Origin of the sequence: Comamonas sp. UBA7528, from assembly GCF_002479375.1 — a bacterium.
In the GTDB taxonomy this organism is placed as follows: Bacteria; Pseudomonadota; Gammaproteobacteria; order Burkholderiales; family Burkholderiaceae_C; genus Comamonas.
The window spans coordinates 526,250-549,397 of the sequence record NZ_DLMU01000014.1 but is presented as its reverse complement, the minus strand read 5'-3'; the positions used below and the strand labels follow the sequence as shown (position 1 = coordinate 549,397).

Genomic DNA, 23,148 nt, shown 5'->3' with positions numbered 1-23,148 from the left:
CGCTTTCAAGGCCGGGAACCGCGGGATCCGTTGTCTGCCCGCTGCCCGCTGCCAGCGGCACAGGCACACCGGGCGCCCAAGGTCTAGGCGCACTGCGCCAGCGCCCACTGCACATGCTCCCGCAGCAGATCGCTGGGGTGGGCGGCCTGGGCCGCCAGGGCGGACTGCACCGCATCACGCTCGGCGCCTGGAGGCAGGCTGCGCAGCGCATTGCCCATGGCCACGGCGATGTTGCGCTGCCAGCGCGCATGGCCGATGCGGCGGATGGGGCTGCCCTCGGTACGGCGCAGAAACTGCGCTTCGTCCCAGGCGAACAGCTGCACCAGGCTGCTGCCGGCCAGACCGTCGCGCGCATCGAAGTCCGCCAGACGGCTGGGCTGGGCAAACTTGTTCCACGGGCAGGCCAGCTGGCAGTCATCGCAACCGTAGATGCGGTTGGCCAGCTGCGGGCGCAGTTCCAGCGGGATGGGGCCATCGTGCTCGATGGTCAGGTAGGAGATGCAACGGCGCGCATCCACCTGGTGCGGCGCCACGATGGCGCCCGTGGGGCAGGCCTGCATGCAGGCGCTGCAGCTGCCGCAGTGGCCACTGACCGGTGCGGTCGGCTCCAGCGCCATGTCCACCAGGATTTCCCCCAGAAAGAACATGGAGCCGGCCTCCCGGCTGAGCACCAGCGTGTGCTTGCCGCGCCAGCCCTGGCCGCTGCGCTGGGCCAGCTCGGCTTCCAGCACCGGCGCGGAATCGGTGAACACGCGGTGGCCAAAGGGACCTATCTCCTGGGCGATGCGGTCGGACAGTTTCTGCAGCCGCGCGCGCAGCACCTTGTGGTAGTCGCGCCCCCGGGCGTAGACCGAGACAATGCCCTCTTGCGGACGCTGCAGACGCTCGAACTCCACGGCCTGCCAGCCCGCCGGGGTGGTCTGGGGCAGATAATCCATGCGGGCGGTGATCACGCTCAGCGTGCCAGGCACCAGTTCGGCCGGGCGGGCACGCTTGAGGCCATGGCTTTCCATATAGTGCATCTCGCCATGGCAACCGGCGGCCAGCCACTGCAGCAGCCCAGGCTCTGCAGAGGACAAGTCGACACCGGCTACGCCAATTTGGGAAAATCCCAACTCGCGAGCCCAGTCTTGTATGTGAGGAACGAGTTGACTGCTGCAGACCATAACCCCGCTATTTTAGAAATGACGCTCTCCCTTGCCTCGCGCCAGCTTATTTGGCACAGCGAGGACGACACCGCCGCCTTTGCCCGGCAACTGGCCGGGCTACCCCAGTTGCGCAATGCCTACATCACGCTGCATGGCGACCTGGGCGCTGGCAAGACCACGTTCGTGCGCCATCTGCTGCGCACCCTGGGCGTGAGCGGCCGCATCAAAAGCCCTACCTATGCCGTGGTGGAGCCGCATGAATGCGCCGCCATGCCCGTGTGGCACTTTGATTTCTACCGTTTTGACGATCCGCGCGAATGGGAAGATGCCGGTTTTCGGGACATCTTTGCCAGTGACGGCCTGAAACTGGCAGAATGGCCGGAAAAGGCCGCAGCGCTCACGCCTCCTGCGGACATAGCTATCCATATCGAAGCAATTGATGACACGCAGCGCCGCGTGAGCTTGCATGCCCATACGCAGGCTGGCGCCCAGATGCTGCAGCATTGGCCCGCATGAGTGACGACACCACTAACCGTCCCGCCCCTTCTTCCCCGCTGACCCGCCGCCATCTGCTGCAGGCCGGCTCTCTGGTCCTGCTGCTCGGCAGCCAGCAGATCGCCCGTGGCGCCAGCATCGTGGCGGTGCGCGTCTGGCCTGCGCCGGAGTATTCCCGTGTCACGCTGGAATCCGACACGCCGCTGGTGGCCAAGCAGTTCTTTGTGGCCTCTCCACCCCGGCTGGCGGTGGACATCGAAGGCATCGACCTGAACCCGGCCCTCAAGGACCTGGTGGCCAAGGTACGCCCCGACGACCCGAACATCAAGGCCATCCGTGTGGGCCAGAACGCGCCCAATGTGGTGCGCCTGGTCATCGACCTCAAGCAGGAGGCCGTGCCCCAGGTCTTCACCCTGCAGCCAGTGGCGGCCTACCAGCACCGGCTGGTGTTCGACCTCTACCCGGCCAAGGCCGTGGATCCGATGGAAGCGCTGATCAGCGAGCGCCTGCGCGACGCAGGCCCGCAGACCGCCCAGTCCCACCAGCCCGCCATGGGCAGCGGCGTGCCGCCCGAAGCCGACCCCCTGGGCGACCTGATTGCCCAGCATGGCAACAGGCCGGCCCCTAGCGTGCCGGCCAAACCTGCGCCGGCCCCGGCACCTGCCACGCCCCCTACGGTGGTGGCCACGGCACCGACGCCCCCTGTCACGCCGCCGCCCGAACCGGCCCCGGCCAAACGCCCGGTCGGCCCCACCGTGGCCACGGCCCAGCGCACGGACCGCATCATCATCGTGGCCCTGGACCCCGGCCATGGGGGCGAAGACCCCGGCGCCATTGGCCCTGGCGGCACGCGGGAGAAGGATGTGGTGCTGCGCATTGCCCATCTGCTGCGGGACCGCATCAACGCCAGCAGCGTGGGCGGCAGCCCCATGCGCGCCTTCCTGACGCGCGACGCCGACTTCTTCGTGCCCCTGGGCACGCGGGTGGAAAAAGCCCGGCGCGTGCAGGCCGATCTGTTCATCAGCATCCATGCCGATGCCTTCACCACGCCCGCAGCCAAAGGCGCCAGTGTGTTCGCCCTGAGCCAGAAAGGCGCCTCCAGCACGGCCGCGCGTTGGCTGGCCAACAAGGAAAACCAGGCCGACCTCGTGGGCGGGCTGAATGTCAAAAGCCAGGACCGCAATGTGCAGCAGATGCTGCTGGACATGAGCACCACGGCCCAGATCAACGACAGCCTCAAGCTCGGCTCCCACCTGCTGGGCCAGATTGGCGACATGGCCAAGCTGCACAAGCCCCGTGTGGAGCAGGCCGGCTTTGCGGTGCTCAAGGCCCCGGACATTCCCAGCGTGCTGGTGGAAACCGCCTTCATCAGCAACCCGGAAGAAGAAGCCAAGCTGCGCAGCGCGGCCTACCAGACCCAGCTGGCTGACGCGCTGATGCGCGGCATCAAGCTCTACTTCGCCAAGAACCCGCCGCTGGCCCGCAGCCGCACGGTGTAAACCGACGGCCCCGCGCCCCGACCAGGCCCATCCCCACGGATGGGCCTTTTTTTGTGGGCTGCCCTGGTCCTTGCTGCTCCGTGCCGAGGCCGCCACCACGGCCATCCCCCACACCCCGGGTTACACAGTCTGACGGGTGTTCACGGTGCACACCGTGTGCCATGCAACGGCCCGGTGCTCCTTCGTGGACACGGATCTGCCGGGCAGTCTCCCTTGTGGGCATAGGTGCGCGACGCATCCGGTCGGGGAAACACCGCGGCTTGAATCCACGCTCACCACCTACACACGGGTAGGAATGTTCCGAAACACGGCTGCGCACCGAAGCATAAAAATCAGCTATCAATTCGTAAATTTCAATCATTTTCACGAATTTCGGCATCCCTATTCAGTCAAGGCCGCGGACCGCCAGGGAGGAACCACCGGGGCATAGCTTTCAGAGACGGCAATACATAGCAACAGTGCGTGCGCACACTTTTGTGTGCAGGCAGCCACTGCAGCACAGCGGTCTCGCCGCCACCGACACTCCTCCATACAAACCCTAGGAAACCTCAAATAAACGTCATTCCCCCTCCAAAGTCGCATCGGTTTTGAAAGGAAAAGTGCTTGAATACATGAATCAAATGCAAGCATTTACTTACATAGAAATTTTCAATTCTTGCGCACAGCATTGCCCATACGAGAGAGGCCATTCCCCATGCACACACGCTCTGCACCCAGCCCTTTCCTGCAGCGAGTGCCCCGGGCCATTTCTGTCGCCGTGCTGGTGACCTGCCTGGGCAGCGCTGCACTGGCCCAGACGCCTTCTGCCCCAGCCTCCCGCGACCAGTTGCTGCAGCTGGCACAGCAAAAGCGGGACGCCCAGCAATGGGACGAAGCGCTGGCCTACTACCGCCAGGGCCGTGCGCAATACCCCCGGGACACGGCCTTCCAGTACGGCGAGATCTATGTGCTGGCCGACAGCGGCCAGCAGGCGCAGGCCAGTGCCTTGGCCGATGGTGTGCTGCGCCAGACCCCAGACAGTGCCGACGCCCTGCTGGTCAAGGCCTATACGCAGCTGCGGCAAAGCGGCAGCTTTGCCGCCCTGGAATATGTCGACCGGGCGCAGCAGATCGCCCCCGGCCAGGGCTATGTGCTGCGTGAATACATTTTTGCGCTGCAGCGGGCAGGCATGGCCCACCAGGCACTGGAGCTGGCCGCGCGCCAACCCGACCTGCTCACCCCCGCCCAGTTCCGAGCCCTGCAGGCCGATGAAGCGGCAGAGTGGGTGCGCTTTTCCCGCGTCACCGCCCGCAGCGAAGCCGAGCGCTTCATGGTGGCCGACCAGGCCCTGGCGCGCTACGACGCGCTGCTGGCGCAGTGGGCGGCACAGGGCCCGGAAACGGCCCCTCTGATCCAGCAGGCACGCATAGACCGGCTGCAGGCCCTGCATTCACGCGCCTACATGTCCGAGCTGGTAAGGGAATACGAAGACCTGCAGGCCGCCTGCGTGGACATCCCCATGTTCGCACTGGGCGATGTGGCATCGGCCTATCTCTACCTGCGCCAGCCCGAAAAAGCGCAAGCCATCTACCGTACGCTGGCGGCGTCCGGCTATATGCGCAACGATGACCAGGCACGCCTGGCGCAGGACCAGGGGCTGATGTACGCCTATACCGACCAGGACCGCCTGGCCGAAGCACAGCAGCATGTGCGCGCCATGCAGCAGGACTATGCCAAGTGGCGCTATGTGGAAGGCGAAAAATCCAATGTGCCCAACGAGTCCTATCTGGAGGTGCAGCACACCGCCATCATGGTGGACCTGTATGCCAACAACCTGGCGGGCGGGCAGGCCCGGCTCAAGGATCTGGTGGATGCTGCGCCCTGGAACAACAGCCTGCGCACCGACCTGGCCTGGGCCTACCGCATGCGGGGCTGGCCGCGCCTGGCCGAGCAGGAGCTGAAGATTGCCGAAGGCTACGAGCCGCGCGACCTGAATGTGGAAACCCACCAGGGCCAGACGGCGCTGGTGCTGCAGGAATGGCGCCAGGCCGAGCTGCTGAGCGCCGACACCATCGGCCGCTTTCCGGAAGCCCCCTCCGCCAAGCGCCTGGCCCGCGCCTGGGAAGTCCACAACATGGCGGAGCTGCAGGTCTCCGGCTACAAGGGGCTGAGCAGGGGCGGCAACAACGGCGACGGCAACCCCGTGTTCGGCAGCCGCGACTTCGGGCTGGAGACCACGGTCTACACCCCGCCACTGAACTACAACTGGCGCCTGTTTGCAGGTGCCGGACACCGCACCGGCACCTTCCCCGAAGGCAAGGGGCAACAGAACTTCGGCCGTGTCGGCCTGGAGTGGCGCAGCCGCGACTGGTCGGCCGAGGCCGAAGTCTCCGGCAGCAGCTTCGGCCAGGGCTCCAAGACCGGGGCACGTGTGGCGGCGGCCTATGACATCGATGACCACTGGCAGTTGAGCGCTGCGGCCAACTGGCGCTCCCGTGCCACACCGCTGCGCGCCCTGCACAACGGCATCACCAGCAACAGCGTGGAGCTGGGCCTGCGCTGGCGGCAAAGCGAGCTGCGGGAATGGAGCGTCGGCATCACCCCGTCACGCTTCAGCGATGGCAACCACCGCACCGAGCTGCTGGTCACCGGCAAGGAACGCCTGCTGACCCGCACCACCTGGTTCCTGGACCTGGGGATCGAAGGCTACGCGGCCCGCAACTCCCGTACCGATGTGCCGTACTACAGCCCGCGTCGCGAAATGGGGCTGATGCCTTCGCTGCAGTGGAACCACACGATCTACCAGCGCTATGAAACGCAGTGGACCCAGAAAGCCAGCATCGGACTGGGTGGCGTGCACCAGCAGGGCTATGGCACGGGCGCCGCGCAGTCCATCAGCTATGGCCAGCGCTACAAGCACAACGATGTGCTGGAGATGGGGGCCACGCTGTCCGCACTGCGCCGCCCCTATGACGGGGTGCATGAGCGCGAATGGCGTCTTGTGTTTGATCTGACTTACCGATTCTGAAGCAAGCCATGAACACACCCACCCGCTCCTCCCGCCGCCTGCTGGCCTTGCTGCTGTCCGCCGCCGCACTCCTCGGTGCGGGCTGTGCCAAAGACATTCCGGTGTTCACCCCACCCGCCCAACGCACTGTCGCCAGCCATGACAAGGCCTGGCCCCGCAACCACTACCTGACCCTGGCCTACCACGCCATCCAGGACGGCGTGGCCGACCAGTCCTTCATTGCCGTGCGCACGGACCAGTTGGTGGCGCAGCTGCAATGGCTGCGCCTGAACGGCTACCAGGCCGTGTCGGTGGACCAGATCCTGGCTGCCCAGAAAGGGGGCCCGGAGCTTCCCGCCAAGGCCGTGCTGCTGACGTTCGACGATGGCTACAAGGACTTCTACACCCGGGTCATCCCGTTGCTGCGCAGCTTTAACTGGCCGGCGGTGCTGGCGCCGGTGGGCAGTTGGATGCTGACCCCGGCTTCCCAGCCGGTGATCTTTGGCGATGAGCCCGCACCCCGGGAACTGTTCCTGAACGCACAGGAGCTGGGCCGGGTCGCCAAGTCGCCGCTGGTGGAAATCGGCGCCCACACCTTCGCCTCCCACAAAGGCAGCCAGGGCAACCCCCAGGGCAATCTGATGCCCCATATGGCCAACCACCAGTACCTGCCGGAGAAGCAGCGCTACGAGACCTCGCAGGAATTCCAGCAGCGCGTGCGCGACGATGTGCGGGCCGTCACGCGCACCATCATCGAAACCACGGGCCGCAAGCCCCGCGTCTGGGTCTGGCCCTACGGCCGCGCCAGCGGGGAAGCGCTGCAGGTCATCCGCGAAGAAGGCTACGAGCTGTTCCTGACGCTGGAGGTGGGCCTGGCCGATGTGCACAAACCCGATAACGTGCCGCGCCTGCTGATGACGGGGCGCGACAACATCGAGGCCATTGCGACACTGATGGTGGACGAGGCCCCCTCGCCCAATCTGCGTGTCACGCACATCGATCTGGATTACGTCTACGACGCCGATCCGGCGCAGCAGGCCAAGAACCTGGACCAGCTGGTGCAGCGCATTGCAGACATGAAGATCAACACCGTCTTCCTGCAGGCGTTTTCCGATCCCGATGGCGACGGTCTGGTCCGGGAGGTCTACTTCCCCAACGCGGTGCTGCCCATGCGTGCCGACCTCTTCAACCGTGTGGCCTGGCAGCTGGCCAGCCGCGGCGGAGTCCGCGTCTATGCCTGGATGCCGGTGCTGAGTCTGGCGCTGGACGACAGTTTCCCGCGTGTCACCCGCTGGAACCCCGCCGATGGCCAGGTGGCGGTCGATCCCGGCCAGTACCAGCGCCTGAGCCCTTTCAACGCCCGCAACCGCGAAGCCATAGGCCGGCTGTACGAAGACCTGGCCCGCCACGCATCGTTTGCCGGCGTGCTCTACCACGATGACGCTCTGCTGTCCGATTTTGAGGATGCCAGCCCCGACGCCCTGGCGGCCTACGAGCGTGCCGGGCTGCCCCGGGACATCGGCGCCATCCGCGCGGATCCGGCGCTGATGCAGCGCTGGACGCGCTTCAAATCCCAGGCCCTGGTGCAGTTCACGCAGGAGCTGACGGACAAGGTGCGCAAGATCCGCGGCCCGGAAATCAAGACCGCCCGCAACATTTTTGCGGCCCCGATCCTGGACCCCAAGGCCGAACAGTGGTTCGCGCAGAACCCCGACGACTTCCTGAACGCCTATGACTGGACCGCACCGATGGCCATGCCCTACATGGAATCAGTGCCCCGGCAGGACGCCAACCGCTGGCTGGACCAGCTGGTGGACCATATGGCCCAACGCCCGGGCGCGCTGCAGAAAACCATTTTCGAGCTGCAGACGCGCGACTGGCGCCAACCCGGCGCGCACGCGTCTTCCACCGACCAGCTGATCGACTCCCAGGTGATTGCCACCTGGATGCGCCGGCTGCAACTGCGTGGCGTGCAGCACTACGGCTATTACCCGGATGACTTCACCCAGGACCATCCCGTGCTGAAGGACATCCGTCCCCACATGTCCATTACCTGGTATCCCTACCCATGAAACACCGAATCTTTGCCTTTGTGCTCATGGTGTGTGTCATCGCCATGCCATTCGTGGTCGCCGTGGCTGTCACGGGCGACCTGGTCCTGGACTTTGTCTTCTTCTACCCGCTGCTGATGTCGGCGCTGTGGATGGCGGGGGGCCTGTATTTCTATCTGCACCTGGAGCGCGCATGGAAATGGGGCGACCGCCTGGAAGACCGCGAGGTGCCCTCCCTGCCCGGCTCACCCCAGGTGGCCATCATCATTCCCTGCTTCAACGAAGAAAAAAACGCCGAGGAGACCTTGCTGGCAGCGCTGCAGCAGCGCTACGCGAATGTGGAGGTGATCGCCGTCAACGATGGTTCCTCCGACGGCACGGCCGTTCTGCTGGAACGCATGGCCGCCGCCCACCCCCGCCTGCGCGTGGTGCACCTGGCCGAGAACCAGGGCAAGGCCATGGCGCTGCGCATGGGCGCGCTGGCGTCCAACAGCGAGTACCTGGTCTGCATCGATGGCGATGCCATTCTGGACCCCGATGCCGTGTCCTTCCTGGTGCGGCCCATGCTGGACAACCCCCGTGTCGGCGCCGTGACCGGCAACCCCCGGGTGCGCACGCGCTCCACGCTGGTGGGCATTGTCCAGGTGGGCGAGTTCTCGTCCATCATCGGTCTGATCAAGCGCACCCAGCGGGTGTACGGCCAGGTGTTCACCGTATCGGGCGTGATTGCGGCGTTCCGCCGCCAGGCGCTGGACCGCGTGGGCTACTGGAGCCTGGACATGGTGACCGAGGACATCGACATCAGCTGGAAGCTGCAGCGCGACCACTGGTCCATCTTCTACGAACCGCGCGCACTGGGCTGGATTCTGATGCCCGAAACCCTGCGCGGCCTGTGGAAGCAGCGCCTGCGCTGGGCCCAGGGCGGCGCCGAGATCTTCCTGAAGAACTTCGGCAGCCTGCTGCACTGGCGCAACCGCCGCATGTGGCCGCTGCTGGCGGAGTTTCTGGTCTCCACCCTGTGGGCCTACGCCTTTGTGCTGTCGATCCTGCTGTTCCTGCTGGGTAAGGTCATGCCGCTGCCGGCCCATATCCATGTGGAAACCCTGTTCCCGCCGGCGTTCACCGGCCTGGTGCTGGGTGCGACCTGCTTGCTGCAGTTCGCGGTCAGCATCTACATCGACCGGCGCTACGAAAAAGGCCTGGTCGGCACCCTGTTCTGGGTGATCTGGTACCCGCTGGTGTTCTGGATGACCAATCTGTTCACCAGCCTGGTGAGCTTTCCCAAGGTCATGCTCCGCCGCCAGCCCCAGCGCGCCCGCTGGGTCAGCCCGGACCGGGGTATCCAACAACTGGAGACACCATGATGGCCCCCACCACCACACCGGCAGCCAACCACCTGCCGCTTGAAATCGATGCCTCCACCATGGTGATCCGCAGCCAGCGCTCCGCGTTCCGGCATGCCGTGGACTGGATCGTGACCCTGCTGGCCTGGTGCGCCTTTCTGTACCTGCTGGTCCGCGGCATCATGGCCGTGGGCAGCAACCAGGTGCAGGGCGTGGACATGCCGTTCTTCTCCCGCGTCATGCCGTCCGTGGACACCTTGATCATCTACGCCCTGGCCATGGTGCTGCAGGGTCTGTTCCTGCTGGTCTGGGCGCTGTACAACTGGAGCCGCTTCCACGGCAAGAGCCGCCGCAGTTCCGCCAGCGCCCTGGACGATGCACGTCTGACCCGCAGCTACGGCATCGACCAGGCGGCCCTCGACAGCCTGCGTTCCCAACCGGTATCGGTGATCCACCATGCGCCTGACGGCTCGATCACGGCCATCGCCCAGGAGCGTGCAGCACCCCGCTCGCGCACGGAGCCGCCCAGCCTGCGCCAGGCATGAAACAACCGAGACAAAGCGTAGCCCTCCTTGCGTCCTACATGGATACCCGATGGGTGTCCGACACGCTGGTGCAGCCCGGCAGGCAAGACTGTCTGCAATGGGGCTGCGCACTGCAGTTCACAGATGGATGAAAGGAGCTGAAATGCACACATTGCAACGCCTTGGAAGCTGTGTCGCCGTGCTGGCATTGGCAGCAGGCCTCGGTGGCTGTGCCAACAACCAACAACTGGGGACGGGCGTAGGCGCCGTCGCCGGTGGGGTGGTGGGGGATGCCGTTTTCGGCGGCCCTGTCGGCACCATCGGTGGTGCGGCCGCAGGCGCCGTGATCGGCAACCAGATCGGCAAGAACCAGGATCGCCGCTGACCGCCTGAGCGGGGAATTCCCAGCCCCCTGGCCACCGTGCCGGGCGCGGCTGGTCCCGCCATGAAAAAAGCCACTGCAGCGCTGCAGTGGCTTTTTTTCTCCCGGCCCGCACAGTGCGTGCGGGATACGCCCTCCGGTCAGCGGATGGCGACCTGCTGCTCCTTGCGGCCGGCGCGCCAGGCGCCGTAGATGGCAATCAGCCCCGGCACCAGGATCAGCGCCCAGATGATCTTTTCCAGGTGCTGCTTCACAAACGCCAGATTGCCGAAGAAATAGCCCGCGGCCGTGATGCCCAGCACCCAGATCAGTGCCCCCACCACGTTGAACAGCGTGAATTTGCCACGCCCCATGTGCGCCACACCCGCCACGAAAGGCGCAAACGTGCGAATGAATGGCATGAACCGCGCCAGGATGATGGTGATGCCGCCATAGCGCTCATAGAAGTTGTGCGCCTGGTCAAACGCCCGGCGGTTGAACCAGCGCGAATCCTCCCACTGGAACACCTTGGGCCCCAGAAAGCGCCCGATGCTGTAGTTGCTCTGGTCGCCCAGGATCGCCGCGGCCAGCAACACCCCGCAGGCCAGCGAATAGTCCATCATGCCGGCGCCAGCCAGCGCGCCGACGATGAACAGCAGCGAATCGCCCGGCAGAAACGGCATGACCACCACGCCGGTTTCCACAAATACGATGAGGAACAACAGCCCGTACACCCACGGACCATAGGCCACCACAAACGCCTCCAGGTGCTTGTCCACGTGGAGGATGAAGTCGATCAGAAACTGGATGATTTCCAAAATGCGCTCTCTCAGTAATCGGTAAGGCGTGTGGCCGTTATTCCTGTGGATTTTTCGGCATACGCCCAGAACGCCCACCCACCGGTGCGCGCTTGCTGCGCGTACTGTAGCGCTGTCGGTGGTGCCGTTGCGGCGTTGCGCGGAATCTGCACACCTTTCCATGCAATAGAAACTTTTGCTTTCAAGCAATTCGATTTGCCCTGTCAACGCATGCGCTTTGTTACACATCTTTATGTGCGGGCGACACGTTCTTCGCAAAACCCGGCCTGCAAGACGGCACAGTGCGCCCATGCGCCAACAACTCCGTTGGTGAGAGTTGGTGATTCCATAAGGAGGAATTGTTGTGATGAAGCGAACCCTAGCCCTGACCACCCTGACCCTGGCTGCTTTCGGCATGGCCGGATGCGCCCACCACCCATCGAACAGCCAGATCGGGACCGGTGTGGGTGCCGTCGCCGGCGGCGTGCTGGGCAATGCCCTCTTCGGCGGCCCGGTGGGCACCATCGGCGGCGCCGCTGCCGGTGCCCTGCTGGGCAATGAAGTGGGCAAGAACAGCGAAGGTGGCCGCCGCTACCGCCGCTGAGCCCCTTCCCGGTCGACCTGGTACTGATCCGCGCCGGCTGCCTGCAGCCAGCGCGCTCACTTCACCCGCCGCCCCAGGGCTGCGGGTTTTTTTATGCCCGCTCCTCTCCCCCTCCGGCCCGCCCCTATCCCGGCCTGCGGTATGGCCGCGGCGGCGGGCACCCGGGCCGGCACTGCATAGAATCACCGGCAATGACTTCTTCTGACAGCACGCCCGCTCGCCGGCGCATCCAGGACCTTCCTGACGAACTCATCAGCCAAATCGCCGCCGGCGAGGTGGTGGAGCGCCCCGCCTCCGTGGTGCGCGAGCTGGTGGACAACGCCCTGGATGCAGGTGCCACGCAGATCACGCTGCGCCTGCTGGCCGGAGGGGTGCGCCTGATCTCGGTCGAAGACGACGGCATCGGCATTCCCCGCGACGAACTGCCCGTGGCCCTGCGCCGCCATGCCACCAGCAAGATCCGCGATCTGCACGACCTGGAAACCGTGGTCACCATGGGCTTTCGGGGCGAGGCACTGGCGGCCATCGCCTCGGTGTCGGAAGCCTCCATCCTCTCCCGCCCCCAGGGGCAGGACAACGCCTTCCTGCTCGACGCCCGCAGCGGCGAGCTGCGCCCTGCCGCCCGCGGCCAGGGCACGACACTGGAAGTCAAGGAACTGTTCTTCAGCACCCCGGCCCGCCGCAAGTTCCTGAAAAGCGATGCCACCGAGCTGGCGCACTGCATCGAAGCCGTGCGCCGCCACGCCCTGGCCCGCCCGGACGTGGGCTTTGCCATCTGGCACGAAGGCAAGCTGATGGAGCAGTGGCGCGCCGTGCCCGCCGGCACCCTGACGGATGCGGCCCTGGCCCTGCGCCTGGCCGATGTGCTGGGCCAGGAGTTTGTGGACAACACCCTGCCGGTGCAGCGCACCAGCAGCAGCGGCATCACGGTGATCGGTCGTGCCGGTCTGCCGGATGCCGCCCGCTCCCGTCCGGACCAGCAGTACTGCTATGTCAACGGCCGCTTTGTGCGCGACAAGGTGCTGACGCATGCCGCCAAGAGCGCCTACGAAGATGTGCTGCACGGCCACAAGCAGCCGCTGTATGCGCTGTACATCGACATCGATCCGGCCCGGGTGGACGTGAATGTGCACCCCACCAAGATCGAAGTGCGCTTCCGGGACAGCCGCGAAGTGCACCAGGCCGTGCGCCACGCCATCGAGGACGCCCTGGCCGCCCCGCGCGCCGCGCTGCTGGCCGCCCAAGCCGAAGCGCAGCCACAGAGCCCGGAAGGCGGCACGCCTGCGGGCACCTCGGCGACGCCAGCCGCCTGGCAGCCCCAGACCCCAACGCCCGCCCGCACGCCCCAGGTGCAGTACGCCATGCCGCTGACCGAGCGCGCCGGCCATGTGGTCAACGACATGACGGCGCTGTGGGCCCCGATGCGCGAAGCCAGTCCGGCCGGCACGGCAGCTCCCGCCGCAGCATCCACCGAAGCACCTGCCGAAACCCCTGCGACGGCATTCGCCGCAGCGATGCCCCTGGCCGCAGCACCTGCCTCGACGGGTCCGCAACTGGCCCCCCCAAGCACCGCACCGTCACTGTCGCCCGCGGCCACGCCCGGCGCGCAAGCCGCAGAAAGCACGCCCTCCACCGCCTCGGATGCGGCCGCCTGGCCGCTGGGCCGCGCCGTGGCCCAGGTGCATGGCGTCTACATCCTGGCCGAAAACGCCCAGGGCATGGTGATTGTGGACATGCATGCGGCGCACGAGCGCATCGTCTACGAACGCCTCAAGGCCCAGCTGGGCAACGACCAGCCCATTGCCAGCCAGCCGCTGCTGATTCCCGCCACCTTTGCTGCCACACCGCAGGAAGTGGCCACGACCGAAGCCCATGCCGACACCCTGCGCGAGCTGGGGCTGGAAGTGGCGCCCTTTTCGCCCAAAACCCTGGCCGTGCGGGCCGTGCCGTCCACGCTGGCCCAGGGCGATGCGGTGGAGCTGGCGCGCAGCGTGCTGGCCGAGCTGGAGCAGCAGGACGCCAGCGGCGTGGTGCAGCGCGCACGCAACGAGATTCTGGCCACCATGGCCTGCCACGGTGCCGTGCGGGCCAACCGCCGCCTCACCCTGGATGAGATGAACGCCCTGCTGCGCCAGATGGAGACCACCGAGCGCTCGGACCAGTGCAACCACGGCCGCCCGACCTGGCGCCAGCTGAGCATGAAGGAGCTGGACGCGCTGTTCCTGCGCGGCCGTTGATCCCGGGCGGCCCGTGCTGCAGCCTGCCTGCAGCGCGCGCCGCCATTTGTCTCTACACTTTCGCCCCAGTTTCCGCCGAACCGTCTGCTTTCATGGCCACCACCCCCCGCAGCCCTGCTCCCGCCGCCCCCTTCTTTGCCCGCGTGCGCCAGGCGCTGCCCGATTTCTCGCCCACCGAGCGCAAGCTCGCCCAGATGGTGCTGGACCAGCCGCTGAACCCGGCCGGTTACAGCGCCAGCGAACTGGCCCAGCTGACCGGGGTGTCCAACGCCACCGTCACCCGCTTTGTGCGCCGTCTGGGCTTTGAAAGCTATGACGAAGCGCGCCGCCAGGCCCGGCTGGACAGCACGCCCAGTGGCGTGCCGCTGTCGGTGCATGTGGCCGAACATGCGCCCACCCCGATGCAGCTGTGGCAGCAGGTGCAAGAGAACGTGGCGGCCACCGTGGCGCAGATTCCCGCCCCGGTGATGGACGCCATGGCCTCCGCGCTGAACCAGGCCCCCCAGGTGTTCTGCATGGGCCTGCAGCAGAACCACAGCCTGGCCACGCACCTGCGCTGGCAGCTGCGCCATGGCCTGGGCAAACGCGCCTTCCTGGTGCCCGACCTGGGCGAAACCGTGCAGGACGTGCTGCCGCGCCTGGACACCCATGATCTGGTGGTGCTGTTTGCGCTGCACAGCACCGATCCGTTGCTGGGCGAAGTGGCCCAGGCCGCGCGCACGGCCGGCGCCAAGGTGCTGTGCATCACCGATCTGGCCAGCACCGCCCCGGCATCCGACTGGCTGCTGCGCTGCCACACCAGCGCCTACAGCCGCAACCAGGGCGGTGCCGAACGCCATGTGCCGCCCGTCTTCGACACCACGGCCGCATCGGCCCTGATCTACAGCCTGACGGCCCACGCCGTGCAGTGGAGCAACCAGCCGTTCGAGCTGATCTGAGCGGCCTGCCGCCGCTGTAGCGCAGAGTCTGAACCGCCTGGCCCGGGGGGCGCGTGGCACGGATTGGCCGCAGTGCCTGCCGACCCTGGGCTGCATCGGTGCGCAGCCAGCCACAGACACCGACGCACCGGACATGGAGCGGCCCCGCCCGCCGCCATGCACGCCCACAGCGCGGACCACCAGAATCGCGCAGGCGGCAGAACAGCGTGACCAGCCACCCGGCCTGGGCCGCCGCAAGACCGCCTGACCAGGCCCACAGCCCTCCGGGACAGCGCTCCCTGCGGCACCGGCTTCGCCTGCCACCGCCCCCTTGCCGCTTGCTGCCGCTTTTTGCCAGTCTGCGCGACCGGCCTGTACCGGTGCGGCACGCTATTCCCCTTCAGGCGTTAATCATCGCCATTCGCGATGCCTTGCATCGCCCCAGCACATGGATTGGAGGCGCTGCCACCACGCCAGCCTGGCAGCCCGCCGTGCGGCCCACCGGCCGCTGGCCGTTGCTGGGCGCCATCTCGGCGTTTGCATGGGCCGCTTCGCTGTCCGCGCCTCAAATGCTCCAAATTTGTGCGCAAACCCACAAATACGCACCAAAAACAATCAGTCATGCACCAGTCTTGTAGAGGTTATGTCTTTTTTGGTGCATGCCGCCATACATTTTTGGCATAATTTTCCTCTTCGCATTTCCGCGATCGACCTTTTGTCTGCTGAAAGTTCCTGATGAAGTACGCCTCTCTCGACCAGTTCCTGCAAGAAGTTGCTGCCCGCAACCCTGGCCAGCCCGAATTCCTGCAAGCCGTCACCGAAGTGATGGAATCCCTGTGGCCCTTCATCGAAAAGAACCCCAAGTACGCTGACAACGCCCTGCTGGAACGCCTGGTCGAACCCGAGCGCATCATCCAGTTCCGCGTCAGCTGGACCGACGACAAGGGCCAGGTCCAGGTCAACCGCGGCTTCCGCATCCAGCACAGCATGGCCATCGGCCCCTACAAGGGCGGTCTGCGCTTCCACCCCTCGGTCAACCAGTCGGTGCTGAAGTTCCTGGCCTTCGAGCAGACCTTCAAGAACGCACTGACCACGCTGCCGATGGGCGGCGGCAAGGGCGGTTCTGACTTCGACCCCAAGGGCAAGAGCCCGGCCGAAGTCATGCGTTTCTGCCAGGCTTTCGTGCAGGAGCTGTTCCGCCATGTGGGCCCGGACACCGACGTGCCTGCCGGTGACATCGGCGTGGGTGGCCGCGAAGTGGGCTACATGGCCGGCATGTACAAGAAACTGTCGAACAGCGCTGCCTGCGTGTTCACCGGCAAGGGCCTGACCTTCGGCGGTTCGCTGATCCGTCCTGAAGCCACCGGCTACGGCACCGTGTACTTCGCCGACGAAATGCTCAAGACCCGCGGCAAGTCGTTCGAAGGCATGACCGTCTCCGTGTCCGGCTCCGGCAACGTGGCCCAGTACGCCGTGGAAAAGGCCATGGCCCTGGGCGCCAAGGTCGTCACCGTGTCCGACTCGTCCGGCACCGTGTACGACAAGAACGGCTTCACCACCGAGAAGCTGGCCATCCTGATGGACATCAAGAACAACAAATACGGCCGCGTCAGCGACTACGCCGCACAGGTGCAGGGCGTGGAATTCCTGGCCGGTCAGCGCCCCTGGTCCATCAAGGTGGACGTGGCCCTGCCTTGCGCCACCCAGAACGAGCTGGACCAGGCCGATGCCAAGACCCTGATCGCCAACGGCGTGATCTGCGTGGCCGAAGGCGCCAACATGCCTTCCACCATCGAAGCTGCCAAGGCCTTCGAAGCCGCTGGCGTGCTGTACGCCCCGGGCAAGGCATCCAACGCCGGTGGCGTGGCCACCTCGGGCCTGGAAATGTCGCAGAACGCAGCCCGCCTGAGCTGGCCTGCTGAAGAGGTGGACGCCCGTCTGCTGCAGATCATGCAAGGCATCCACGCGGCCTGCGTGAAGTACGGCCAGCGTGCCGACGGCTCCACCAGCTACATCGACGGCGCCAACATCGCCGGCTTTGTGAAGGTGGCCGAAGCCATGCAAGCCCAGGGCGTGATCTAAGCCCGGCGCTGCGCTGCCGCAGCGCGCAGTGCACGCACTCCAACAGGGACCTTCGGGTCCCTGTTTTGCATAGTGCGGCACGCATAGATCCCAACCCCACGCCCCCTGATCGCCCCGCCCTGCTGGTTCAGGACGCTGCCAGCAGTTGCGGCACTGCCGCCGCCAGCATGGCCACGCCCGACAAGGTCAGCAAGCCCAGCACCAGTTGCCGGAAGCGCGCCTCGCTGATGCCGATATACAGCCGGGTGCCCAGCCAGGTCGGCAACAGCATGGCCGGCGCCACCACGGCACACAGCGGCAGCATCTCGCGGGTGACCATGCCCGTGCCCAGGTACAGCGCCATGGTCACCAGCAGCATGGACAGGTTGAAATTCTGGATCACCGCCCGCTGCAGCTCCTTGGGGTAGCGCCGCAAGGTGCACCACAGCGTGGGCACCACGCCGGTGAAGCCGCCCACGCCGCCCAGCACCCCGCCGGCCATGCCAGCCAGCCCGTCGCCCCAGCGCCCGCCCGCCACCAGTGCCGGCCAGCGCGGCGCCAGCAGCATCACCGGGCACCATAGCACCAGCAGGCCGCCCAGCAGCGCCTTGAACCAGCGCATGTCCAGTTGCGGCAGCAACCACACTCCCAGCGGAATGCCTGCCAGCCCCCCCAGCACGAACGGCAGCAGCAGCGCCCAGCTCCAGCCCCGGCGCACCGTGAACACCGCCAGCAACTGGCCCAGCAGCGCCCCCCACACCACCAGCACCGCCGCCAGCTGCGGCGGCAGCACCCAGGCCCAGAGCGACATGGCGACCATGCCGAAGGCAAAGCCCGACAGCCCCTGCACAAACCCCGCCACCCCGGCGCCCAGCGCCACCACCATCCACAGCGATTCCACGTCCTGCCACTCCCTTGTGTCTGCACCGCCCGCAACGGCGCGGTCCATGGCCGGGATTCTGAGCACTTGCCATAAGCAGAAAATCGCGTATTTTTATTACTTCATATCTTTTTACTTATGGAATAACGCTTGCCATGCAGCCTCCTGCCGCCCCCGTCACACCGCTGCCCCAGCTGGCACTGGCACGCCGCCTGGCCCAGCGGCTGAAGATGAAGCACCTGCTGCTGCTGGTAGCCATTGCCGAGCAGCGCTCGCTGACTCGTGTGGCCGAGCAGTTGGCCACCAGCCAGCCCGCCGTCACCCAGGCCCTGGCGGAGCTGGAAGCCCTGTTCGGCGCACCGCTCTTCACCCGCTCGTCCCGGGGCATGGCCCCCACGGACCTGGGCGCGCTGGTGCTGGCGCGTGCCCGCACCCTGCTGGCGGATCTGGACCACTGGGCACTGGACATGGCCGCCATGGCCCAGGAACGTGCCGCCCACCTGCAGGTGGGGGTGATCCCCTTTCTGCCCGGGCGCATGCTGGCCCAGGCGATCGACCGCACACGCCTGCAGGGCCGGCGCATCACCGTCACGCTGCACGAATCCACCAGCGACCAGTTGCTGGAGAGGCTGCGTGCGCACGAGCTGGACTGCGTGGTCGGCCGCACCTCGGCCATCCTGAACATGGACGGTCTGCAGCACACCGTGCTCTATGCCCAGGCACCGCAGCTGGTGGCCCACCGCAAGCTGGCCGCACGCCTGGCCCGGCGGCCGCTGGACTGGGCCGGGCTGGCAGAACTGGACTGGGTGCTGGGGCCGCGCAACACCCCCATGCGCGAGCAGATCACCGACTTTTTTCTGCGCGCCGGTGTGGAGCCCCCACCTCCTTATGTGGAAAGCCTGTCCGCCAAGGTGATTGGCGAGCTGGTGGCCGCCAATGAACGCGCCGTCTCCATCGTGCCGGCCGATATCGCCCAGGAGCTGGTGCGTATTGCCGGTGTGGCCACCGTGCCCCACCAGTTCAGCTGGCAGTTGCCGCCGATCACGCTGTTCCAGCGCAAGGCAGGCGCCCGCTACGCCGAGCAGCAACTGCTGGTGCAGGCCTTGCAGCAGGTCTGCGCCGACCTACCGGACCAGGCCGACCGCACCACCCCAACCCCATAGCCTCTGCTGCGCTTTGGCCGGCGCCGCCTGCACCCCGGCCCTGCTTGGCCTAGCATGTCGCCCCTTGCCGCATGGCCGGACCGCGGAGCTGCCTCCGCCACGCCCCCATGCGCGCCCGCTGTGCCATCGCTGCCCAGCAGCGGCCCGGGCATGTGTTTTTTGCCTTTCTTTTCCCATTGCCGTGAACCTACGCACCCCTTCCGTGCTGGCCGTTGCCGCCAGCCTGGCAGCCCTGGCTTTGACCGCCCAGGCCGAAACCGCCGGCCTGCAGATCTATGGCCGTATCAACACCTCGGTGGAACGCAGCACCCAGGACCATGTCAGCACCACCGGCATGCTGAACAACGAATCCTTTTTCGGCCTGCGCGGGCAGGAAGATCTGGGCGGTGGACTGAAAGCAGGTTTCCAGCTGGAAAGCGGCTTTGAATCCGACACCGGCGCAAACACCGACACCGCCTTCTTCAACCGCAAGAGCGAAGTCCATCTGTCCGGCCACTTCGGCATGCTGCGCATGGGCCGCCTCATCAGCGAGGCCTACTACGCCACCGCCGATGTGGTGAATGCACACAACTTCGACACCGACACCTCGGCGGATGCGCTGTACGCTTTTGTGTCGCAGGGCAGCAACCATGTGTCCTACCGCACGCCCACCTGGAACGATCTGACGGTGGAGATCGGCACCAGCCTGCACGAACAAGCCGCAGAGCCCGCCAAGAACGCCTGGGACCTGGCCGCCACCTACGTGCGTGGCGACTGGTCCTTCGGTCTGGGCTATGGCGACTGGGGACCGGCCCGCCAGGCCACGCTGCGTGCCACCTATACACTCAGCGAAAGCTGGACCTTCTCGGCCTACCACCAGTACAGCCGCGGCTGGGACCATGCCGGCTATGCGGTGGACGCCGCCCAGGGCGGCCGCCACACCACGCGCATCGCCGCCATCCACACCCGCGGCGCCAGCGAATACCACGTCAATGTGGGCTACGCCGGCAAGGCCGGCAACGCGGCCGACACCCAGGCCCTGCAATGGACGCTGGCCTGCAACCACCACCTGAGCCCGCGCACCAAGCTGTACGCCCTGTTCACCCGGCTGGACAACCGCGCCCATGCCAGCTACGGCACGGCCCCCCCCGGTGGGGATCTGCGCTCCTTCGGCGTGGGGCTGCGCCAGCATTTCTGAGCCGCCGCCAGCCCTGCGGCATTCAGGCCGGGAGGGCGGATGCCAGGGGGTAGTCGGTCAGCCCCTTGGCCGCACCGCCGAAGAAGGTGCTGCCGTCGGGCGGATTCAGCGCCAGCCCGTGCTGCAGGCGGTACGGCAGGTCCGGGTTGGCGATGAAGGGCCGGCCAAAGCCGATCAGATCGGCCCAGCCGGCCTGCAAGGCGGCTTCGGCCGTGGCGGCGGTGTATTTCCCCGCGTAGATCAGCGTGCCGCGGTAGACCAGACGCAGCGCTTCCTTGAACGCCACCGGCATCTCGGGCGCGTCTTCCCAATCGACTTCGGCAATGTGGATATAGGCTACGCCCAGATCGTCGAGCAACCTGGCCGCCGCCAGGTAGGTGGCCTGGGGCGTGTCGTCCACCGCGCCATTGAGCGTGGTCAGCGGCGCCAGGCGCACGCCGATGCGGTCCTTGCCCACCACAGCCATCACCGCTTCCACCACTTCCTTCAGAAAGCGCAGGCGGTTGCCCAAGCTGCCGCCGTAGGCGTCGGTGCGGTCGTTGGCCTGGGAATCGATGAACTGGTTGATCAGATAACCATTGGCGCCATGCAGCTCGACGCCGTCAAACCCGGCATCCAGCGCGTTCCGGGCCGCGTGGGCGAACTGCCGCACGATGGCCGGAATCTCTTCCAGCGTCAGCGCGCGGGGCATGCTGTGCTGCACCATGCCGCCCACGCCGGCCTCCGGCCCCTGCTGACCGGGGTCCACAAATACTTTCACGCCCTCGGCCAGCAAGGCCGAAGACGACAGGGGCGGAACGCCCCCGGGCTGCAGGTCCACATGCGAGATGCGGCCCACATGCCACAGCTGGGCAAAGATGCGGCCGCCGGCCTGGTGCACCGCATCGGTCACCTGCTTCCAGCCGGCCACCTGCGCGGGGCTGTAGATGCCCGGGGTCCAGGCATAGCCTTGGCCCTGGGGGCTGATCTGCGTGCCTTCGCTGACGATCAGCCCGGCCGATGCCCGCTGTGCGTAGTACTGCGCCATCAGCGCGGTGGGGACGTCACCGGCGGCGGCGCGGGAACGGGTCATGGGCGGCATGACCAATCGGTTGGGCAGCGTCAGTGCGCCCAGGCGGTAGGGGGTGAACAACATCGGCAAGGGCCTTTCAGAGGGCATGGCGTCCATGGTCGCGCAGACGGAAAAATGTTGCAGTGCACAGGATATGGCATGGGCTACCGGACTGCAGCATGCGCCCATGCCCGTGGTGCAAGCCTGTGCCGCATCGACCGGCGCGCCACAGGCGTGGTGTGCATGGGAATGGGACACCGCATATCGGCCGCCGTACCGGCCCGCCACCGTCCAGCCACACCGCCCTGCGCTCAGGCCCTACCTAGGGCCGCCCCCCTGGCCACCCAGCCCCACACCCCGGTACAAAAGACAGCTTGTTTCCCCTTTCACCCCAGCCTAGGAGCGTTCCATGCATTTTTCTTCCCGCGCGGCCGTGGCCAGCGTGCTGTGCACCAGTGCCTTGTTCCTGCTGGGCGGCTGCGCCGCCCCCCAGTCCAGCCCGCCTGCCACGCAGGGCGCACAGGCCGTACCCGCCAGTGGCCTGTCGCGCACCCTGGTGGGCAAGGCCGATGTCTCCACACCGGGGCGTGAAGCCGTGGTGGCCCGGGTCGAAGTGGCCCCCGGCGCACGGGCCGGACGGCACACCCACCCCGGTGACGAGATCAGCTATGTCAGCGAGGGCCAGGTCGATCTGCTGGTGGACGGCCAGCCGCCCCGCACCCTCAAGGCTGGCGAATCGTTTGTGGTGCCCGCCGGCGTGGTGCATGACGCGCACAACGCCAGCAATGCGGCTGTCAAGCTGATCGGCGTCTATGTGGTGGAGAAAGGCAAGCCGCTGGCCACGCCCGCACCCTGAGCACCGCCCCCCTGAATGCACACAGCCGCCCTGGGGCGGCTGTGTGCATTCAGGGCATCCGGAAAATTTGCCGGATGCCGACCGGGCTGAAAAGACAGCCAAGGTGTGCCTGTGTCACATCCGGGCGCGCAGCACCGCCGCATCACACCAGCGCTGCGCCACGGCGGGCGAGGTGGCGCAGACCGCCTCGTGGGTGATGGTGGTCACGGCGCGCTCCAGCAACTGGATGTCGGCCTCGTGCTGGCGGGCCACATGCGGGTCTTCAAAGAAGATGGCGCGCTGGCAGCGGCGCTCCAGCACCAGGTCGGCAATCTGTGCGTCACCGCCCAGCGGGCCGCTGTTGAAGCGATCCACCCAGGGGCGATCGGCCGGCCAGCCCTTGCTCCAGGCCAGTTCATTGAGCTTCTGGCCCGTGGTGCCGGTGCCCACCCGGCGCTGAAAGCGCGAGAGCAGCTCGAAGTTGCGGCCCACAAAATCCAGCATCGCAGGCTTCATGGCATCGTGGGCGATCAGGGCCACGGTCTGGTGCGCAAAGTCGTGAAACCGGTCGGCGCTGCGGTCGGGCGCCAGACCGGCATGGATGCGCTCCATCTCCACCCAGTCGCGCGCACTGGCCACGGTCGACAGAAACGGCTTGCCGTGGATCACGCACTGGCGCTTGAGCGCCAGCGCCTCGGGAAAGATGGACGAGGGATCGACCGGATCGGTCAGATAGATGGCGCCGTCCAGCGTGCGCCCTTCTCCGGGCATGCCCACCACCTCGGCCACCAGCTTCATCAGCCCGCCGTCGCGCCCATAGGGATAGCGCACCAGGCCTTTGTAGCCCTTGAGCATTTCGGCCGCCGCAATGGCGTCGCAGGTGCGGCCCACCACATGCAGGCCCAGCTGCAGCTCGCGGATGCCCGGCTCGCAGGCGCGCAGCAGGGCGAACAAAGCGCCATCTTCGGTTTGGTGGTGCAGTCGGTTGGCGGCAAGACCCAAGAGCATGTCGGAGCATT

19 protein-coding genes are annotated in these 23,148 nt (G+C 66.6%); 14 read left to right on the top strand and 5 right to left on the bottom strand.

Going from position 1 to position 23,148, the window contains the following annotated elements; translation table 11 throughout:
- Nucleotides 1-83 precede the first annotated feature (83 nt).
- Nucleotides 84-1,166: a tRNA epoxyqueuosine(34) reductase QueG gene (gene queG / locus B3349_RS18135; protein WP_291590799.1), complete on the bottom strand. Its 1,083-nt coding sequence runs from the start codon at nucleotides 1,164-1,166 to the stop codon at nucleotides 84-86.
- Here queG and tsaE point away from each other — a divergent pair.
- The 7 genes from tsaE to B3349_RS18100 all read left to right on the top strand — a co-directional run bounded on the left by tsaE (nucleotide 1,149) and on the right by B3349_RS18100 (nucleotide 10,431).
- Nucleotides 1,149-1,664 carry a tRNA (adenosine(37)-N6)-threonylcarbamoyltransferase complex ATPase subunit type 1 TsaE gene (gene tsaE, locus B3349_RS18130; RefSeq protein WP_414646934.1) on the top strand — a complete coding sequence of 172 codons (516 nt, stop codon included), beginning with the start codon at nucleotides 1,149-1,151 and terminating at the stop codon, nucleotides 1,662-1,664. The genes queG and tsaE overlap by 18 nt on opposite strands.
- Nucleotides 1,661-3,142, top strand: a complete 1,482-nt coding sequence (locus B3349_RS18125) for an N-acetylmuramoyl-L-alanine amidase (protein ID WP_291590796.1) — start codon at nucleotides 1,661-1,663, stop codon at nucleotides 3,140-3,142. The genes tsaE and B3349_RS18125 overlap by 4 nt, the downstream gene beginning before the upstream one ends.
- Nucleotides 3,143-3,836: 694 nt before the next feature.
- Nucleotides 3,837-6,149, top strand: coding sequence for a poly-beta-1,6 N-acetyl-D-glucosamine export porin PgaA (gene pgaA / locus B3349_RS18120; protein WP_291590794.1), 2,313 nt, complete (start codon nucleotides 3,837-3,839; stop codon nucleotides 6,147-6,149).
- Between the two features lie 8 nt (nucleotides 6,150-6,157).
- Nucleotides 6,158-8,200 (top strand): poly-beta-1,6-N-acetyl-D-glucosamine N-deacetylase PgaB, encoded by a 2,043-nt coding sequence (gene pgaB, locus B3349_RS18115; protein ID WP_291590792.1) that lies wholly within the window; start codon nucleotides 6,158-6,160, stop codon nucleotides 8,198-8,200.
- Nucleotides 8,197-9,543, top strand: coding sequence for a poly-beta-1,6-N-acetyl-D-glucosamine synthase (gene pgaC / locus B3349_RS18110; RefSeq protein WP_291590791.1), 1,347 nt, complete (start codon nucleotides 8,197-8,199; stop codon nucleotides 9,541-9,543). Before pgaB ends, pgaC begins: the two co-directional genes overlap by 4 nt.
- Entirely contained in the window at nucleotides 9,540-10,067 is a 528-nt protein-coding gene (gene pgaD, locus B3349_RS18105) for a poly-beta-1,6-N-acetyl-D-glucosamine biosynthesis protein PgaD (RefSeq protein ID WP_291590789.1), read from the top strand. The genes pgaC and pgaD overlap by 4 nt, the downstream gene beginning before the upstream one ends.
- A gap of 142 nt (nucleotides 10,068-10,209) precedes the next feature.
- Complete coding sequence (locus tag B3349_RS18100) at nucleotides 10,210-10,431, top strand: glycine zipper domain-containing protein (RefSeq protein WP_066536412.1); 222 nt, start codon at nucleotides 10,210-10,212, stop codon at nucleotides 10,429-10,431.
- A gap of 137 nt (nucleotides 10,432-10,568) precedes the next feature.
- Here B3349_RS18100 and B3349_RS18095 read toward each other — a convergent pair whose 3' ends face one another.
- Nucleotides 10,569-11,225, bottom strand: coding sequence for a DedA family protein (locus B3349_RS18095; RefSeq protein ID WP_218333811.1), 657 nt, complete (start codon nucleotides 11,223-11,225; stop codon nucleotides 10,569-10,571).
- A 346-nt stretch (nucleotides 11,226-11,571) separates the two neighbouring features.
- Between B3349_RS18095 and B3349_RS18090 the strand changes: the two genes are divergently transcribed.
- From B3349_RS18090 to gdhA, 4 genes are all read left to right on the top strand, one after another.
- Complete coding sequence (locus tag B3349_RS18090; RefSeq protein ID WP_066536417.1) at nucleotides 11,572-11,808, top strand: YMGG-like glycine zipper-containing protein; 237 nt, start codon at nucleotides 11,572-11,574, stop codon at nucleotides 11,806-11,808.
- 191 nt (nucleotides 11,809-11,999) lie between these two features.
- The gene (gene mutL / locus B3349_RS18085; RefSeq protein WP_291590784.1) at nucleotides 12,000-14,045 is read left to right on the top strand and encodes a DNA mismatch repair endonuclease MutL; all 2,046 of its coding nucleotides are present in this window, start codon (nucleotides 12,000-12,002) and stop codon (nucleotides 14,043-14,045) included.
- A 92-nt stretch (nucleotides 14,046-14,137) separates the two neighbouring features.
- Nucleotides 14,138-14,983, top strand: a complete 846-nt coding sequence (locus B3349_RS18080) for a MurR/RpiR family transcriptional regulator (protein ID WP_066536420.1) — start codon at nucleotides 14,138-14,140, stop codon at nucleotides 14,981-14,983.
- Nucleotides 14,984-15,697: 714 nt separating this feature from the next.
- On the top strand, nucleotides 15,698-17,044 hold the full coding sequence (gdhA, locus tag B3349_RS18075) for an NADP-specific glutamate dehydrogenase (protein ID WP_291590783.1): 1,347 nt from the start codon (nucleotides 15,698-15,700) through the stop codon (nucleotides 17,042-17,044).
- Between the two features lie 127 nt (nucleotides 17,045-17,171).
- Here gdhA and B3349_RS18070 read toward each other — a convergent pair whose 3' ends face one another.
- Complete coding sequence (locus B3349_RS18070) at nucleotides 17,172-17,909, bottom strand: sulfite exporter TauE/SafE family protein (RefSeq protein WP_414646936.1); 738 nt, start codon at nucleotides 17,907-17,909, stop codon at nucleotides 17,172-17,174.
- A gap of 149 nt (nucleotides 17,910-18,058) precedes the next feature.
- Here B3349_RS18070 and B3349_RS18065 point away from each other — a divergent pair, with 149 nt between their 5' ends.
- Both B3349_RS18065 and B3349_RS18060 read left to right on the top strand, forming a co-directional pair.
- Nucleotides 18,059-19,066, top strand: coding sequence for a LysR substrate-binding domain-containing protein (locus B3349_RS18065; RefSeq protein ID WP_291590781.1), 1,008 nt, complete (start codon nucleotides 18,059-18,061; stop codon nucleotides 19,064-19,066).
- A gap of 181 nt (nucleotides 19,067-19,247) precedes the next feature.
- Nucleotides 19,248-20,243 (top strand): porin, encoded by a 996-nt coding sequence (locus tag B3349_RS18060; RefSeq protein WP_291590780.1) that lies wholly within the window; start codon nucleotides 19,248-19,250, stop codon nucleotides 20,241-20,243.
- A gap of 22 nt (nucleotides 20,244-20,265) precedes the next feature.
- Here B3349_RS18060 and B3349_RS18055 read toward each other — a convergent pair whose 3' ends face one another.
- Nucleotides 20,266-21,378: an alkene reductase gene (locus tag B3349_RS18055; protein ID WP_291590779.1), complete on the bottom strand. Its 1,113-nt coding sequence runs from the start codon at nucleotides 21,376-21,378 to the stop codon at nucleotides 20,266-20,268.
- A 325-nt stretch (nucleotides 21,379-21,703) separates the two neighbouring features.
- On the opposite strand from B3349_RS18055, the gene B3349_RS18050 reads away from it, so the two are divergent.
- A complete protein-coding gene (locus tag B3349_RS18050) occupies nucleotides 21,704-22,150 on the top strand; it encodes a cupin domain-containing protein (RefSeq protein ID WP_291590778.1) in 447 nt (148 codons plus the stop codon).
- A 114-nt stretch (nucleotides 22,151-22,264) separates the two neighbouring features.
- On the opposite strand, the gene B3349_RS18045 is transcribed toward B3349_RS18050, so the two are convergent.
- Entirely contained in the window at nucleotides 22,265-23,137 is an 873-nt protein-coding gene (locus B3349_RS18045; protein ID WP_291590777.1) for a methylglyoxal synthase, read from the bottom strand.
- Nucleotides 23,138-23,148 lie beyond the last annotated feature (11 nt).

Excerpts from the sequence above, each read along its gene's own strand:
- mutL (WP_291590784.1), top strand. The coding sequence starts at position 12,000 with ATGACTTCTTCTGACAGCACGCCCGCTCGCCGGCGCATCCAGGACCTT.
- queG (WP_291590799.1), bottom strand. The coding sequence starts at position 1,166 with ATGGTCTGCAGCAGTCAACTCGTTCCTCACATACAAGACTGGGCTCGC.
- B3349_RS18050 (WP_291590778.1), top strand. The coding sequence starts at position 21,704 with ATGCATTTTTCTTCCCGCGCGGCCGTGGCCAGCGTGCTGTGCACCAGT.
- B3349_RS18065 (WP_291590781.1), top strand. The coding sequence starts at position 18,059 with ATGCAGCCTCCTGCCGCCCCCGTCACACCGCTGCCCCAGCTGGCACTG.
- B3349_RS18055 (WP_291590779.1), bottom strand. The coding sequence starts at position 21,378 with ATGTTGTTCACCCCCTACCGCCTGGGCGCACTGACGCTGCCCAACCGA.
- pgaA (WP_291590794.1), top strand. The coding sequence starts at position 3,837 with ATGCACACACGCTCTGCACCCAGCCCTTTCCTGCAGCGAGTGCCCCGG.
- B3349_RS18080 (WP_066536420.1), top strand. The coding sequence starts at position 14,138 with ATGGCCACCACCCCCCGCAGCCCTGCTCCCGCCGCCCCCTTCTTTGCC.
- pgaD (WP_291590789.1), top strand. The coding sequence starts at position 9,540 with ATGATGGCCCCCACCACCACACCGGCAGCCAACCACCTGCCGCTTGAA.
- pgaC (WP_291590791.1), top strand. The coding sequence starts at position 8,197 with ATGAAACACCGAATCTTTGCCTTTGTGCTCATGGTGTGTGTCATCGCC.
- B3349_RS18070 (WP_414646936.1), bottom strand. The coding sequence starts at position 17,909 with ATGGTGGTGGCGCTGGGCGCCGGGGTGGCGGGGTTTGTGCAGGGGCTG.
- B3349_RS18090 (WP_066536417.1), top strand. The coding sequence starts at position 11,572 with ATGAAGCGAACCCTAGCCCTGACCACCCTGACCCTGGCTGCTTTCGGC.
- pgaB (WP_291590792.1), top strand. The coding sequence starts at position 6,158 with ATGAACACACCCACCCGCTCCTCCCGCCGCCTGCTGGCCTTGCTGCTG.
- gdhA (WP_291590783.1), top strand. The coding sequence starts at position 15,698 with ATGAAGTACGCCTCTCTCGACCAGTTCCTGCAAGAAGTTGCTGCCCGC.
- B3349_RS18100 (WP_066536412.1), top strand. The coding sequence starts at position 10,210 with ATGCACACATTGCAACGCCTTGGAAGCTGTGTCGCCGTGCTGGCATTG.
- B3349_RS18045 (WP_291590777.1), bottom strand. The coding sequence starts at position 23,137 with ATGCTCTTGGGTCTTGCCGCCAACCGACTGCACCACCAAACCGAAGAT.
- B3349_RS18125 (WP_291590796.1), top strand. The coding sequence starts at position 1,661 with ATGAGTGACGACACCACTAACCGTCCCGCCCCTTCTTCCCCGCTGACC.